The organism is Ruegeria sp. A3M17 (genome assembly GCF_003318255.1).
GTDB lineage: Bacteria > Pseudomonadota > Alphaproteobacteria > Rhodobacterales > Rhodobacteraceae > Ruegeria.
Window position 1 is genome coordinate 122,118 of record NZ_QOCF01000025.1, and the last position, 15,359, is coordinate 137,476.

15 protein-coding genes are annotated in these 15,359 nt (G+C 57.2%); 4 read left to right on the forward strand and 11 right to left on the reverse strand.

The window, feature by feature from the left end; genetic code table 11:
* Positions 1 to 13: 13 nt before the first annotated feature.
* The 3 genes from DS906_RS13640 to DS906_RS13650 form a co-directional block, all read right to left on the reverse strand.
* On the reverse strand, positions 14 to 1,363 hold the full coding sequence (locus tag DS906_RS13640; RefSeq protein WP_113790689.1) for a cytochrome P450: 1,350 nt from the start codon (positions 1,361 to 1,363) through the stop codon (positions 14 to 16).
* Complete coding sequence (locus tag DS906_RS13645; RefSeq protein ID WP_113790690.1) at positions 1,360 to 2,574, reverse strand: hypothetical protein; 1,215 nt, start codon at positions 2,572 to 2,574, stop codon at positions 1,360 to 1,362. The genes DS906_RS13640 and DS906_RS13645 overlap by 4 nt, the downstream gene beginning before the upstream one ends.
* Before the next feature lie 63 nt (positions 2,575 to 2,637).
* Positions 2,638 to 3,390 (reverse strand): cytochrome c biogenesis CcdA family protein, encoded by a 753-nt coding sequence (locus DS906_RS13650; protein ID WP_058271899.1) that lies wholly within the window; start codon positions 3,388 to 3,390, stop codon positions 2,638 to 2,640.
* 105 nt (positions 3,391 to 3,495) lie between these two features.
* Between DS906_RS13650 and DS906_RS13655 the strand changes: the two genes are divergently transcribed.
* On the forward strand, positions 3,496 to 3,729 hold the full coding sequence (locus DS906_RS13655; RefSeq protein WP_113790691.1) for a sulfurtransferase TusA family protein: 234 nt from the start codon (positions 3,496 to 3,498) through the stop codon (positions 3,727 to 3,729).
* Positions 3,730 to 3,775: 46 nt separating this feature from the next.
* Here the strand turns inward: DS906_RS13655 and DS906_RS13660 are convergent, their stop codons facing one another.
* Positions 3,776 to 6,604 (reverse strand): Rne/Rng family ribonuclease, encoded by a 2,829-nt coding sequence (locus DS906_RS13660; RefSeq protein WP_113790740.1) that lies wholly within the window; start codon positions 6,602 to 6,604, stop codon positions 3,776 to 3,778.
* Between DS906_RS13660 and DS906_RS22505 the strand changes: the two genes are divergently transcribed.
* Positions 6,572 to 6,793: a hypothetical protein gene (locus tag DS906_RS22505; protein ID WP_186437365.1), complete on the forward strand. Its 222-nt coding sequence runs from the start codon at positions 6,572 to 6,574 to the stop codon at positions 6,791 to 6,793. The genes DS906_RS13660 and DS906_RS22505 overlap by 33 nt on opposite strands.
* 319 nt (positions 6,794 to 7,112) lie before the next feature.
* On the opposite strand, the gene DS906_RS13665 is transcribed toward DS906_RS22505, so the two are convergent.
* The 6 genes from DS906_RS13665 to purC all read right to left on the reverse strand — a co-directional run bounded on the left by DS906_RS13665 (position 7,113) and on the right by purC (position 12,867).
* Positions 7,113 to 8,447, reverse strand: a complete 1,335-nt coding sequence (locus DS906_RS13665) for a sigma-54 dependent transcriptional regulator (protein ID WP_108858689.1) — start codon at positions 8,445 to 8,447, stop codon at positions 7,113 to 7,115.
* Between the two features lie 12 nt (positions 8,448 to 8,459).
* Positions 8,460 to 10,238 carry an ATP-binding protein gene (locus tag DS906_RS13670; protein WP_113790692.1) on the reverse strand — a complete coding sequence of 593 codons (1,779 nt, stop codon included), beginning with the start codon at positions 10,236 to 10,238 and terminating at the stop codon, positions 8,460 to 8,462.
* Between the two features lie 36 nt (positions 10,239 to 10,274).
* Positions 10,275 to 10,943 carry a phosphoribosylformylglycinamidine synthase subunit PurQ gene (gene purQ, locus DS906_RS13675; RefSeq protein ID WP_113790693.1) on the reverse strand — a complete coding sequence of 223 codons (669 nt, stop codon included), beginning with the start codon at positions 10,941 to 10,943 and terminating at the stop codon, positions 10,275 to 10,277.
* A gap of 23 nt (positions 10,944 to 10,966) precedes the next feature.
* Entirely contained in the window at positions 10,967 to 11,197 is a 231-nt protein-coding gene (gene purS / locus DS906_RS13680; protein WP_058271544.1) for a phosphoribosylformylglycinamidine synthase subunit PurS, read from the reverse strand.
* Between the two features lie 117 nt (positions 11,198 to 11,314).
* On the reverse strand, positions 11,315 to 11,977 hold the full coding sequence (locus DS906_RS13685; protein WP_113790694.1) for a MarC family protein: 663 nt from the start codon (positions 11,975 to 11,977) through the stop codon (positions 11,315 to 11,317).
* Positions 11,978 to 12,111: 134 nt separating this feature from the next.
* Positions 12,112 to 12,867: a phosphoribosylaminoimidazolesuccinocarboxamide synthase gene (gene purC / locus DS906_RS13690; protein WP_113790695.1), complete on the reverse strand. Its 756-nt coding sequence runs from the start codon at positions 12,865 to 12,867 to the stop codon at positions 12,112 to 12,114.
* Positions 12,868 to 13,054: 187 nt separating this feature from the next.
* Here purC and DS906_RS13695 point away from each other — a divergent pair, with 187 nt between their 5' ends.
* Both DS906_RS13695 and bmt read left to right on the forward strand, forming a co-directional pair.
* Positions 13,055 to 13,372: a DUF1476 domain-containing protein gene (locus tag DS906_RS13695; RefSeq protein WP_113790696.1), complete on the forward strand. Its 318-nt coding sequence runs from the start codon at positions 13,055 to 13,057 to the stop codon at positions 13,370 to 13,372.
* A 116-nt stretch (positions 13,373 to 13,488) separates the two neighbouring features.
* Positions 13,489 to 14,505 (forward strand): betaine--homocysteine S-methyltransferase, encoded by a 1,017-nt coding sequence (gene bmt, locus DS906_RS13700; RefSeq protein ID WP_113790697.1) that lies wholly within the window; start codon positions 13,489 to 13,491, stop codon positions 14,503 to 14,505.
* Positions 14,506 to 14,510: 5 nt separating this feature from the next.
* Here the strand turns inward: bmt and DS906_RS13705 are convergent, their stop codons facing one another.
* Positions 14,511 to 15,287, reverse strand: coding sequence for an enoyl-CoA hydratase-related protein (locus DS906_RS13705; protein ID WP_113790698.1), 777 nt, complete (start codon positions 15,285 to 15,287; stop codon positions 14,511 to 14,513).
* Between the last annotated feature and the right edge of the window lie 72 nt (positions 15,288 to 15,359).

Here is a 15,359-nt window from a genome sequence, read left to right on the forward strand (position 1 = left end):
GGATGGTAGTTTGTTAGCGCTCAACCAAGCGCAACCAAATTCCATCCTTCGACCGAACGGTCAAATGCGCGACCGGAACCGGTGTTTGTCCCTCGACTAGCTCGAACCGGAAGTGTCGCAGCAGCATGGACAACAGAAGCGGCCCCTCGATCATGGCGAACCCGGCACCGGGACATACACGGGTTCCCGTCGAGAACGGAATGTAGGCGTTGCGCTGACAAGTCTTTCCATTCTCAGTCCCCCACCGTGTCGGATCAAATTCGTCGGGACGTTCCCAGAGCCTTTCCTGCCGATGCAGATGCCACGGGCTGATCACGATTTGCGACCCTTCGGGCACATCCGTGTCCCGGAAACGTTCGGGGCATGCCGCCTCGCGCACCATCATCGGTACAGGCGGATAAAGCCGCAGCGCTTCGCGGAACACATCCCGGCTTAGCTTTAGCCGCGAAATTACAGAAAAATCGGGCGTGTCGAGCGCCACAGCCTCCTCGGCCAGCCTGTCCTGCCATTCGGGATACATTGCCATCAGGTACAGCGTCCAGGCCAGTGCGGACGCGCTGGTTTCGTGCCCGGCAAGAAAGAAGATCGCCACCTGATCGACCATTTCCTGCGTGTCAAACCCACGCCCGGTTTCGGAATCACGCGTGGTCATGATCTTGGTTGCCAGATCATTCGGCGCATCACCACCAGCGATCAGTTCAGTCCGATCCGCCGTAAGTCGCTGGATTAGCGCCCTGATATCATTTGCATTCTTCTTGGTGCGTCTTGAATGCAATCGCGGCAACCACTTTGGCAGAGGGATAAAGGCCGCAATGTTCAGAATGGGTTGTTCACGCTGATAGCTGCGAAACTTGTCAAAAACCTGCGCAGCGATTTCGTGTTCGATGGGCACCGAAAACAAGATGCGAAAGATGACATCCGCCGCGATATGGCTGGTGACCTCTTCAAACTCAACGACACCACCTGACTGCGGACGCAACCGATCCACCGCTGCTTTACCAGCCGCATGCATCGCCGGAAACGTATCTTTCAATCGGCCGCCCTCGAACGCGGGATCGATGATCCTGCGCTGCCTCTTCCAGGTGTCCCCGTTGGTCAGAAAGACAGAGTCCCCCAGCAACGGACGCAGCCCCTCACTTATGCGGTTTGATTTGGGAAAATCATCAGGGCGTTTTTTCAGAACCGTGTCGATCAATTCTGGCTGATTTACCAAATATGATCGAAAGAACGGCGTGCGAAATTCAGCCATCCAGGCGCGGTACAGCCTTTGGGGCTGGGCTGACAGAATGTCCTTGCGAAACAACCTCAGATACCGCCAAAGCGATACTTTATCAGGGCGCGAAGTTGGTTTGGGCGGCGTCATGCCTTCACCGAAACGTATTTTGAGACCGGCTTATCCATCCGCGATTTCGACGGTGCCCGCCCCTCGAACCTCTGCCATAAGGTTTGAGGCCCCGCAGTGATACGAAAATAGTCATACCGATCGGGCTTGTCGAAGGCGCAGAGATACTGGAAATGCAGGCGGAAAAATTTCCATCGCAAGTTCTTCCAGCGTTCGGGGGACAGGGTCTGTGTGAAGGCCGCAGACAGAACCAGCGGCCATTTCTTTTGGGCGGTGGCGACACCGCTGACGGAAACCGGATCGCACAGCGCAAAAGAACAGCCATCACCGGGGGCCGAGACGTCGACCCATGTCAGGCTTTCCTGCATGGACAAGAATTGCAAATCCGCCCTCAAACCCTGCGCCTCGGGTAGAAATGACACCATGGGCACGACTTGCCCCAATGTCAGAAACGAAAACGCGGGGCTATCGTCGCGCGGCCTGCTGTTTCGGATGACATCGGCCAGAACATTGACGCCAAGATGGGCCCCTGAACTGTGGCCAACGACCAGCACCTCGTCGACGTCTGAATTCAGCGCCTCTTGGATCAACTCGCCGAACTCACGCAAACGAAGGCGCAATTCAGCCGGCATCGCCCCCCTGAGCGCCGCAGAGTAGGCGTAATCATGCATCAGATAATACGCGTACAGCCGACCGTCGAGCTTGCGAAACCAACGCATCAGGCCGTAAGCGGCCACAACCGCCGGGACCGCACCCAACCACCCCATAAACGGCATCACAAGCCACGTCATGACAACGGCCAGCAAGATCGCAAGCAGCAGTTGGGCCATCAACATCCCAACCGGGTATAGCGCGGCAATAACCGGGCCCTTGCGCAACCGCATCAGGCGCCACAGCGTTCCGGACGGCATATAGATCCATGCGGTCCGCACCAATTGCAGATATGTCGCCGGGATTGAGTTGGACATGCTGTCACGAACTAGGTCCGACCAGACGAGAACATCCACATCGACCTGAACCTCGTCGCCGTCCTGCCGTGATGTGACATGCCACCCATAGGGGCCATCGCCTGACTTGGCGGACGTCGAAATTTCATAACCGGAGATCTCGGCCTGCAGCTTGCCTTCGGTACGGTAAAGCTCCCGATACCGCCGCGGCGGAATCGGGTCATAACCGGGTATATAAAATACCCGGCGTTTACACACCCGAGGTTGATTTTTCTGACTGCTCATGGCCTTACCTTCTGCAGCGCAGGTTAACGCAGGCTAAGCGTCAAGGTAAGTCAGATCTGCAGATCATCCGAAATTCGCCAGCGCCGGGAATGTCTCCAACAGCCACCAGCTGAATTCAGTAAACAGGCCGGTGATCAGCATGATGCCCACGAACAGCAACAAGCCACCCATCACCTTTTCGATCGTGCCCATGTATGGCTTGATCCGGTTCATCACCGACATCGACCGGTTCAGGAACATAGCAGCCAGCAGGAACGGAATACCCAGGCCCGCCGCATAGACGCCCAGCAACAGGGTGCCACGCGCGACCGAGGCCTCGGACGCCGCCAGCGACAGGATCGCCCCCAGCTGCGGCCCAATGCACGGCGTCCAGCCAAACGCAAAAGCTAGACCAAGGATATAAGCGCCAAACACTGATCCACCGGAGTCACCGGTCTCAATCCGCGCTTCGCGGTCCAGAAACGGGATACGGAAGACGTTCAGAAAATGCAGGCCAAAGACGATGACCACTGCGCCAGAGATTTTTGCGAACAACACCTGGTTCTGCAAGACAAACACTCCGAAGGCAGAAGCGGTGAAACCCAGCAACAAAAACACCGTAGACAGGCCCAGAACAAAGAACAGGGCGGCCAAGGTTGCCTTGCGGCGTGCTTTCGCCTCATCCTGCATTTCGTTGATCGTCACACCGCTCATATAAGCCAGGTACGGCGGAACGATGGGCAGAACGCAGGGCGACAGAAAGCTGATCAGCCCGCCCAGCATCGCGATGAACATGGCAGGCAGCAGACCCGCGTCTATGATATCTATTCCGAACATGTCCAAGCACATATGGTATGAGGCGGCCAACGTCACGGGGCCAATCGGTCACATCCTCGTGGTTGCACGCTGGACACCCCGCCAAAGTGGAAATATCTGAACCTTATGTCAAATCCGTCAGAAACACTCGATGCGCTGGGTCTTTTGTGCCCTCTGCCCGTCCTGAAAGCGCGCAAGCGTTTGAAATCCATGCCTGCCGGGGCCGTTTTGCGCGTGCTGGCAGATGATCCTGCCGCCATAATTGATGTCCCGCATTTCTGTGTTGAGAGCGGGCACCAATTGCTGTCGCAGGAAGACGCGGACGGCCATCAGATCTATTTGATCCAGAAATCTCACTAAGATCGGCCAAAAAGAAAAAGGCGGGCACCTGGCCCGCCTTTTCTTGTTACTGACCCAGTGACCACCAGCCACGCCGCTTGGGTTTGGCGGGCTGCTCCGGCTCTTCGGCTACGACCTCCAGAACCGGCTCAGGCGCTTCTTCAACCATGATTTCCGCTGGCTCCTGCGGGTCTTCTGCGGCCACTTCGGCCACAGGTTCGGGTTGTTCGGCCTCTGCAGGTTCAACCTTTTCTTCAACGACGCTTTCCGCCTCGGGCACGGGTTGCTCTGCTGCCGTTTCGGCCTGTTCAGCCTTTTCGGCGGTTTCGACAGGACCTTCAACAGGTGCGTCAGTCGCACCAGTTTCCTCGGCCGGCGCTTCAGGGCTTGCGGTCTGGGCATCCTTGCTCACAACAGATTCAGCAGCGACTTCTTCTGTAGCTTCAACAGGTTCCGCGTCCTTCTTTTTGCGGCGCGGTGCACGGCGACGCTTGGGCTTGGCCGCTTTTTCTTCTTCGGCAGGCTCAGATGCTTCACCCTCAGGTTTTGCGTCATCCGCCGCTTCGGTTTTGGCTTCATCCGATTCCTCGGACGCCGCTGCGTCACCCTCTTCAGCGTTTACCTCAGGAGTTTCGTCAGAACCATTGCTCTTTTTCCGACGGCGACGACGACGCTTGCGCTTGGGCTTGGCATCCTCTTCGGCCTGAACAGTGGCATCCTCTTCGACCGGCTCATCCTCGCTGGCGTCGACAAGATCCATCAGGGACGCATCCACGGAAACAACGGGCGCGCTGGCTTCGGGAACGATCCGGCTTGCCGTCTTAAATTTCTCCATCGAGAAATCCGGGCTGACCAGATGTACGTCGCCTTCAACACGTACAGACAGGCCATAACGGGCCTCAATCTGAGCGATATGCTCGCGCTTCTGGTTCATCAGGAAGTTGGCGATGCTAACAGGGCAACGAACAAGCACCTCGCCTGAGCGGCGGCGTGTACCCTCTTCCTCGATCTGCCGCAGGATCGACAGCGCCATGTTGTCGTCCGATCGGATCAGGCCTGTTCCGTGGCAAGCCGGGCATGGCTGGGTGGTCGCCTCCAACATACCGGGACGCAGACGCTGGCGGCTCATTTCCATAAGGCCAAAGCCCGAGATACGGCCAACCTGAATACGCGCACGGTCTGTTTTCAGCCGTTCCTTCATACGCTTTTCGACGGAGAGGTTGTTCTTGCGCTCGTCCATGTCGATAAAGTCGATGACGATCAGACCGGCCAGGTCGCGCAGACGCAGCTGGCGAGCTACCTCTTCTGCGGCCTCAAGGTTGGTCTTGAGCGCGGTTTCCTCGATCGAGCCCTCTTTGGTCGCCCGACCCGAGTTCACATCAATCGCGACCAGCGCTTCGGTCACGCCGATCACGATGTAACCACCCGATTTCAGCTGAACGGTCGGGTTGAACATGCCCGCCAGATAGCTTTCGACCTGATAGCGTGCAAACAGCGGCAGCGCATCCTCGTACCGTTTCACGTTCTTCGCGTGTGACGGCATGATCATCTTCATGAAGTCTTTGGCGATGCGATACCCGCCTTCACCTTCGACCAGAACCTCATCAATTTCGCGATTATAGAGATCGCGGATCGAACGTTTGATCAGATCGCCTTCTTCATAGATTTTCGCGGGCGCAATCGACTTCAGCGTCAGCTCGCGGATCTGCTCCCACATGCGCTGCAGGTATTCATAATCGCGCTTGATCTCAGATTTCGTCCGCTTAGCACCGGCTGTCCGGATAATCAGACCCGCACCAGTTGGAACGTCAATTTCCGCAGCAATTTCCTTGAGCTTTTTGCGGTCCGGCGCATTGGTGATCTTGCGGCTGATCCCGCCGCCACGGGCCGTGTTCGGCATCAGAACGCAGTACCGACCTGCCAGAGACAAATAGGTGGTAAGGGCAGCGCCCTTGTTTCCACGTTCTTCCTTGACGACTTGCACCAGCAAGACCTGACGGACCTTGATAACCTCTTGAATCTTATAGCGACGTGGCCGAGGCTTGCGCACCGGGCGAATGTCTTCGCTGTCATCCTCGTCGGCGACGGATTCAATTGAATCGTCCTTCGCGGTGGCATCGGGCCGCGCTTCTTCTTCAGACTTGCCCTCGTTTTCTTCGGTCGCGTCCTCCGAAGCTTCGGGTGCATCTTGCGCCCCAGTTTCGCTAACCGCGTCATCGGACTTGTCGGCGGCTTCTTCATCTTTGGCTTCTGTCGCCTCGATTGCAGGCGCATCAGAGCTATTCGCTGCCTCGCTATCGTCTTCCGACGACGCACCTTCGGCTGCACCTTCAGCATCTGCTTCAGACGCCCCCGCATCATCACCAGGCTCTTCTACCGGTGTTTCAGCAACGCGATCTGCCGGGGATGTCCCCTCAAGGTCCGGGCCATCAGCGCCGTCTTCGCTTTCGTCCAGATCAATGGTTTCCATGCCGGTGGGTTCGTTCGATACTTCAATCGACTCGACCGCATCGTCGGATTTCACATCCGCAGCCTTCGTCCGCGACCGCGATCGGCGTTTCTTCGGCTTGGTTTCTTCGGCTTCGTCGCGCGCTTTCATTGCCTCAGCATAAGCCCGCTCTTCTTCCATCAGTGCTTCGCGATCGGCAACCGGGATCTGATAGTAATCCGGATGGATTTCCGAAAACGCCAGGAAACCATGCCGGTTCCCGCCATAATCAACAAAGGCCGCCTGTAGGGACGGTTCGACCCGGGTTACTTTTGCAAGATAGATGTTGCCAGCAAGCTGGCGTTTGTTTTCGGATTCAAAATCAAATTCCTCGACCTTGTTTCCATCAACCACCACGACGCGAGTTTCCTCCGCGTGGGTGGCATCGATAAGCATTTTCTTAGCCATGTGTCCTTGGTGCACCGCGCCAAACGCGTTGTCCTTACCCGTCCGGGGGGACAGGCGCTTTTGGGGTGGTGTCTTGTCAGGGCGATTTCGGACGGCGCGCGGCAGGGTCTGGCGCTGTGGCCCCCTGCCCGTATACTCAATCGTTGCGCGCGCGTCATCGCGGTTCTTCTCCGACAGGCGCAGATCTAACCGCCGCCTGCCCATTTATTCCTTTCGCCCGCTGATGCGGGCTCAGGCGTTCATCTGCCCCGATGGGGCATAATCGGTCTGCTTTGCCTTGCGGGATTGATCACCATCAACGGCATAGCAGCGAAACTCAAAGATTCGGGACTTTTGGGCGCAAATTAGCCCTGCCCGTCCAGATACAATAAAAGCAGTCCTGTGGAAAACACAATGGGCAAACTGCGAGAAGAACAATCCAAAGCCCCGGGATCACTTCATCTGGCCAGAAATATCCCGGGGGTGAATTGAGCCGCAGGCTCAAGAGGGGGCTGGCCCCCTCTCTTTCTCACAAATAGTCCGAGCGTTGCAGCCCGTATTTCGCCATCTTCTCGTTCAAGGTCCGGCGTGGCAGGCAAAGTTCGTCCATCACAGACGCGATCGATCCCTTGTGCCGCCGCATTGTATTGTCGATCAACATCCGTTCGAACGCCTCAACATACTCCTTAAGCGGCTTGCCTTCGGTCGTCATGACGGGCTGCATCTCTTCGTGATCGGACATCAACAACGACGCAATCGTCCCCGATCCACGCCGCGATTGCAGAACAGCCCGTTCCGCGATGTTGATCAACTGCCGCACATTTCCCGGCCATGGCGCCTGTAACAGCTGCGCCGCTTCTTGGGCACTCACCTGCGGCGCTTCGCAGCCGTACTCTTCAGAAAACTGCTCGCTCAGACGGGTGAACAGCGTCAGGATGTCCTCGCCACGCTGGCGCAGAGGTGGCATGGTGATCCGCAACGCAGCAAGACGATAGAACAGGTCCGGGCGTAGAACGTCTTCGCTGGTCTTTCCCGCTTCCTGAAGGTTGGAAATTGCGATGATGCGGGTTTCGGCCGGAGTGCCCTGATCATTCATCACGCTCAGCAAGCGGGCCTGCAGCGTATCGCTCAGCGCTTCTACGTCTTCCAGCACAAGTGTACCGCCCCGCGCCTCTTCGATCGCAGGCAACTGCGCATCTTCCGGCATCATCGGACCAAACAGGCGTTTCGACAGAGCCTCTTCCTCAAGCGCGGCACAGGACACAAGAACGAACTTCTTGCCAGCGCGGCTGCCAACCGCATGCAACGCGTGGGCCACGAGTGTCTTACCAGTGCCGGTCTCACCATCGATCAGTACATGTCCATCGGCCTGACCCAGATCGAGGATATCTTCGCGCAGACGTTCCATGACCGGGCTTGCGCCGATCAGTTTGTTCATGATCTGGGTTCCGCCTGACAGCTCGCGCCGCAGGGCACGGTTGTCCAAGGTCAGGCGGCGCGCATTGCTGGCGCGTTTGGCCAGTTCCGACATGCGATCAGGGTTAAAAGGCTTTTCAAGGAAATCAAACGCCCCGACGCGCATCGCCTCAACTGCCATCGGCACATCGCCATGACCGGTGATCATGATGACCGGCAACGTACTGTCGGCGCCCATCAACTTTTTCAGGAGCTGAATGCCGTCCATGCCGGGCATTTTGATATCCGAGATCACGATACCCGGATATTCCGGTCCCAACACTTTCAGCGCGTCCTCTGCGCTGGCGAAGGTTTCCGTGTCATATCCCGACAGTGCCAGCCATTGGCTGATCGACTGGCGCATGTCCTGTTCGTCATCCACAATGGCGATCTTCATGGCCTGTGCCATAGTCTTTCCTCGTTATTCCGCGGCCTCTAGGCCGTCGCTTCCCAGTATCGGCAACTGCATCTCGAACACGGCCCCGCCCTGCGGGCTGTTTCGTGCAGTCAGCCGTCCACCATGGTCGTTCACGATCCCGGATGAGATGGCAAGCCCCAGACCGACCCCGTCGCCGGGCTGTTTCGTAGTATAGAACGGTTCGAACAAGTTTTCGATGTCCTCGATTCCATGGCCGTTATCGCGCACTGTCAGCACCGCCGTCTCGCCTGCTGCCAGTATGATTTCGAGATCCGGTTCGGATACTGATTTGGTAGCGTCCAGCGCATTGCGCAAGAGGTTCACCATCACCTGCTCGATCCGCATCCGGTCGCCCATGACCGACACCGGTTCGTCGGGCAGTATCTGGGTGATCTTGACGTGACGCTGGCGCAGTTGCGGCTCCATCATGGACAGGGACGATGCCAGTGCTTCACTAAGGTTTACTGGGGAAAACGTATCCGCACCCTTCCGCGCATAGGATTTGAGCTGACGGGTAATCGCCCCCATCCTTTCGATCAGACCATCGATCCGACCAAAGCTTGCCAGCGCCTCTTCCGGCCTATTCCGACGCAGCAAAAGACGCGCGCCAGCCAGGTAGGTCTTCATTGCAGCCAGAGGTTGATTTAGCTCGTGACTCACGGCCGCCGACATCTCGCCCAAAGCGGCCAGTTTCGAGCTTTGCGCCAGCGTCTGTTCGGCAACTTCCAGTGTTTTTTCAACCCGTTCCCGCTCAGCAATTTCCCGCTTTAGCCTTGAGTTCAATGCGCGAAGCTCTGCCGACTCGCGCTGGAACAACGCCATGCGGAACGTGGCTCGACGGCTAAGCGCGTAGAAGGCCAAGGCCAGAAGAATCGCAAAACCCATGATCTCAAGCGCGATAACACTGTTCACCTTTTCCCGAATCGACTCGTAAGTGGTGAACGAGGTCATTTTCCATCCCCGGAACGGGATGCGCGTTGCCATCCGCATCACTGCTTCGCCCTGCAAGTAGGCGTCTGGCGGCAACGCGGTCCAGTCTGTCGTGGCACGAATTGCACGCTGGATAGCACCTTGCGCAGGTTGGCGAAGCAATGCAGCGCTTTCCTCAAGCCCCCGCCATTGCGGTTCAGTCGACAGAATGATCGTTCCGGTACTGTCCGTCACCATCACAGCGTCGGAAATACCTGCCCAGGCGCGCTCGAATTTCTGCAGGTCAACTTCGACCACGATAACGCCCAGAACCTCGGCATTGGCCTCCATTCGTCTTGAATAGACAAAGCTGTAGCCGCCCGATTCCTTTTCAATAACCGTGAAGATCGTCGAATTCGCCCGCACCGCATCAATGAAATACGGCGAACTCCGGTGTGGCTCGCCCAAGCGCGCACGATCAGTGGCCGCAACGGTACGTCCATCACCGTCCAGCAACATCAGCGAGGCCGCACCGATCTCTTCAACAAACGAGATCAAACGCTGGGTGGACAGCGAATAGTCACTGGACTGCAGCGCGGAAATCAACGTGGGGTCGCGCGCTAATAGCTGCGGAACAATTGCATTTCGGCGCAGTTCGCTCAGCAAATTGCCTGAGTACAGTGCCAGCCGCACTTCGGCCCGGTTTCGCGTGGATTCGGTAAACCGGTCCGTCAGCAGCCGGTTGGTCACGTAAACCGTGGTGACTGTAGCGATCAAAAGAAAGAGAACCGCCAAGCGCAGCCGCCAACCCAATGGCGCACCACGAAACGGTTTTGTCAGAAAGGACCAGCCAGAGCGAACTTCGGAACTCATCCCGGAAAGTTACGCGGGCTGGATCGTAAGCTCAAGTCACGCTGGGGCAAGAACGCCGGATAATGCGCGGAACAATGCCGTTCCGTCGGTTCCGCCATGGCCGTCATCCGCCGCACGTTCAGGGTGTGGCATCATTCCCAGCACCCGGCGGTTTTCAGACAGGATACCGGCAATATCCCCGACCGAGCCGTTCGGATTCTCGGTATAGGTGAACGCGACCCGATCCTGATCCTGCAGTTTGGCCAGCGTGGCGTCATCCGCAAAATAGTTGCCATCATGGTGCGCGATTGGAATACCGATCACATCACCCGCATTGTAACCTTCGGTGAATGCGCTATCGCTGGTTTCCACCTTCAGGCCGACCGTGCGGCAGATGTATTTCAAACCGGCATTGCGCAGCAAAGCGCCCGGCAGGATGCCGGTTTCAGTCAGGATCTGGAACCCGTTGCAGACACCAACGGCATAACCGCCACGTTTGGTATGATCGACCACGGCCTTGCAGATCGGCGACTGTGCGGCGATGGCGCCGCAGCGCAGGTAGTCGCCGTAGGAAAAGCCGCCCGGAACACCGACGATATCCACGCCTTCGGGCAGCGCGGCGTCCTTGTGCCAGACCATATCAACCTGAAAACCCGCCTGTTCAAAAGCGACGGCAAGATCCCGGTCACAGTTGGAACCTGGGAATACGATGACAGCTGCGCGCATGGCGGGGCCTCCGGGGATAAGGTTCAGACCAGTTCGACTTCGTAGCGTTCGATGACCGTGTTGGCCAACAGCTTTTCGCACATCTCGGTGATGTCCGCCTCGGTCGCGCCTTCAGCCAGCTCAAGGTCGATCACCTTGCCCTGCCGCACGCCTTCGACCTGATCAAAGCCCATGGCACCCAATGCGTGACGCACCGCCTCACCCTGCGGGTCGAGGACCCCGTTCTTGAGCATCACATGCACACGTGCTTTCATTCTCGCAACTCCAGCTAAGGGCCAATGTTGCCGGCCCGTTCCGTTGCGCGGGGGATAACGTGCTGAAAGGCGTTCGACAACCCTTGTCAGCACGCAGTTTGACGCAGTTGGTTTTCTTCAGCTGCCGCCCGATAGCCCAGGGTAATGCTTGTCGATTGCGTCGAACGTGCCGGTCAGAACCATCTCAACGGCGACAGCCACCAGAATGATTGCCATCACCCGCGTTATTACGTTGATCATCGTGGGTCCAAAAAACCGTGATATCGGATCGGCAAACAACAGCCCTAGTCCAACGATGGCACAAGCGATCAGGACGGCTGACCCAAGCGTCACAATCTCGGCCCCGTCAGACAGCGTATGGGCAAAGACAATCGTGGTCGCAATCGTGCCCGGACCAATTATTAGCGGAATGGCCAGGGGCACAACGGCGATATTGCTCTTCTTCTTTGCGCCCGCTTCAACCGCCGCCTGATCCCCTTGCGGGCGGTCGGACGCATTCAACATCGACATGCCGACGCCCAGAATAATCAGGCCACCGGCAATCCGAAAGGATGGAATATCAATGCCAAAAACAGCCAGGATTTCCTCACCAATCCCGACGGAAATCAAGGCAACTACTACGACAGTTCCTGTCACAACCAACGCCACGCGTTTTCGCTCCGCCGGAGAATATCCTTCGGTCATGCTGAGAAAGATCGGTATGCCGTATAGCGGATTAAATATCGCCAGCAGAGCCGCAAGAAACTTAAGAAAAACTGCCTGATCGAATAGTTCAGCCATTGCTTGAGCCACCGTCCAATTATTTTACCCGACAATGTGAGACAATTGATTAGTCTGTCAATTTCACCTTGCAAAGAAAAAGCGCTGCAGATGTCCCTGCAACGCTTTTGCAATATTACTGACCCACAGGGTGATCAGTTGATCAGCGTCGGTTTTGGCACGTTGCTTTGCGGCAAAACGCCCAAACGGCGCGCAACTTCGGAATAGGCGTCCGTCAGATTGCCCAGATCGCGGCGGAATACGTCTTTGTCCAGTTTTTGACCGGTTTCGATATCCCACAGACGACAACTGTCGGGGCTGATTTCGTCTGCTACGATCAAACGCTGAAAATCTCCGTCGTACACGCGACCGATCTCGATCTTGAAATCGACCAGACGAATGCCGACGGCCAGCATCATACCGCTCAGGAAGTCATTCACGCGCAGCGCGAGGCTGAGGATATCGTCCATGTCCTGTTGGCTGGCCCAGCCAAAAGCGGCGATATGTTCCTCGGTGACCAGCGGATCACCCAGCGCGTCGTCTTTGTAGCAATATTCAACAATCGGGCGTGGCAGTTGCGTGCCTTCGGCAATACCCAGACGTTTCGACATTGTACCGGCAGCATAGTTGCGAACAATAATTTCAAGCGGAACAATCTCGCAATTGCGGACCAATTGCTCGCGCATGTTCAGGCGACGGATGAAATGGGTTGGAACGCCGATCTGGTTGAGGCCGGTCATGAAGTATTCGCTCAGGCGGTTGTTCAACACGCCCTTACCGTCGATGACGTCTTTCTTTTCCGCATTGAACGCGGTGGCATCATCCTTGAAATACTGAACAATTGTTCCCGGTTCCGGGCCTTCATACAGAATTTTGGCCTTACCTTCGTAAATCTTTTTGCGACGCGCCATGTGCGACCTTTCCAGTCCGGGGCGAGGGAATGAGTCCCTTCGCGTTGGCGCCCTCATAGTCCAAGCCCCCCTTTCCCGCAAGTTCAGCGGACCGAGAGGCTTTGACGCAGCGCAATTCCCTTGCACAGGCGCTCAGCTATAGTCATATCATCAATTAAGAAGATGTAAGCTATGAGGTCCGCAAACAATGACCACTTTTGACGAACGCGAAAACGCTTTTGAAGCCAAATTCGCTCATGACGAAGAAATGCAGTTCAAAGCACAGGCGCGCTGCAACAGATTGTTGGGCCTCTGGGCCGCAGAAAAGATGGGCAAGTCCGGCGAGGATGCCGAAGCCTATGCCAAAACCGTAGTAATCGCCGATTTCGAAGAGGCCGGGCACGAAGATGTCGTGCGCAAGGTTTCCGGTGACTTGGGCGCGCGGTCGTCCGACGAGGAAATCCGCGCAAAAATGGCCGAGCTTTTGCCTGAAGCCAAAGCGCAGGTCCTGAGCGAAACCGAATAAAAAACACTCGGCTCATGATCTTCATGAGTTTTATGAATTTGATTTGATGCCCCGGTCATGAGACACGGGGCGTCTCTATTTTTAACGGCCCCATTCGGCTATTTGGGAATACCCCCATGACAAATGCGCTCAATAAACTTCTGGAAACAAATGATGCTTTGCTGGCCGATGGTGCCACGGGCACGAACTTGTTCAATATGGGCCTGCAATCAGGTGACGCGCCCGAGCTGTGGAATGTCGAAGCTCCGGACAAAATCCGCGCTTTGTACCAAGGCTCGGTTGACGCAGGCAGCGACCTGTTTCTGACCAACACCTTTGGCGGCACATCCGCGCGCCTGAAACTGCACGACGCCCAGAACCGCGTTGGTGAGTTGAACCGGATCGGTGCCGAACTGGGCCGTGAAGTGGCGGACAAGTCCGGACGCACCGTTGTTGTCGCAGGCTCGGTTGGTCCGACCGGTGAGATCATGGAGCCGATTGGCAGCCTGTCCCATGCTGGCGCAGTCGAGATGTTTCACGAGCAAGCCGAAGCTTTGAAAGAAGGTGGCGCGGACGTTCTATGGGTCGAAACCATCAGCGCACCCGAAGAATTCAGAGCGGCGGCAGAAGCTTTTGCGCTGGCCGACATGCCCTGGTGCGGCACCATGAGCTTTGACACTGCTGGACGTACTATGATGGGTGTGACCTCGGCCGATCTGGCCCAACTGGTCGAGACCCTGCCCAATCCGCCAATCGCATTTGGGGCCAACTGCGGCACCGGTGCCTCAGACATCCTGCGCACGGTGCTTGGATTTGCCGCGCAAGGCACGGAACGCCCAGTGATTTCCAAAGGCAACGCGGGCATTCCGAAGTATGTCGATGGCCATATCCACTATGACGGCACGCCTGAATTGATGGGTCAGTACGCCGCTATGGCCCGGGATGCGGGTGCCACCATCATCGGCGGGTGCTGTGGCACCATGCCGGATCACCTGCGCAAAATGCGTGAGGCACTGGACACTACCAGCCGCAGCACGCGCCCGACTTTGGATCAGATCACGGATGCGTTGGGCCCGTTCACATCGGCCTCGGACGGAACCGAAGCTGATGCGGCAGTGCCTGAGCGGCGCAATCGTCGCCGGCGTCGCGCTTAAACCGATCAGCGCCCCTCGAATTTCGGGGGGCGTTTTTCCGTAAAGGCTACGACGCCCTCGGCAAAGTCTCGCGAACGGCCGCAATCACCCTGCAAATGCGCCTCCATCTCCAGTTGCTGCGGCAAAGTGTTGTCGTAAGTTCCGCGGATCGCCTGTTTGATTGCGCCAAACGCAGTGGTTGGACCGTTTGCCAGATAAGCGGCCCTCTTGCGCCAATGCGCATCGAATTTGTTGTCAGCGACCGCTTCCCAGATCATGCCCCATTCATCCGCCTGTTTGGCGCTGATCTTGTCGGCAAACAGCGCCGCGCCCATGGCTTTGGCGAACCCCATCTGGCGTGGCAGGAACCAAGTGCCGCCCGCATCCGGCATCAGGCCGATACGGGAAAACGCCTGCAGGAAATACGCGCTTTCAGTCGCAATCACCACATCGGCGCTGAGCGCAATGTTTGCCCCAGCGCCGGCTGCTGGTCCGTTGACCGCTGCGATGGTTGGGACCGGACAGTTGTAGATGGACTCCAGCATGGGATCGTATTCGTCGCGCAGTGTGCGTTCCAGATCAATCCGGCCAGTGCTGGAAGAATCGCCCAGATCCTGACCGGAGCAGAAGGCGCCCCCTGCCCCCGTCATCACGATTGCCCGCGCATGCCGGGCCGCGTGTGTCATCGCATGGGTGACCTCGGCCCGCATCTGTGCGGTCAGCGCGTTCATCTTGTCTGGTCGGTTCAGGGTTACCACTGCCAGATTGTCAGTGATTTCCAGCAGTATAGCCTCATAATCCATGTAGTCCTCTCCCCATGCTCACGGCATTGGGGAACCCTGACTCAATTCAATGCGAAGGGAAAGAAATACGGT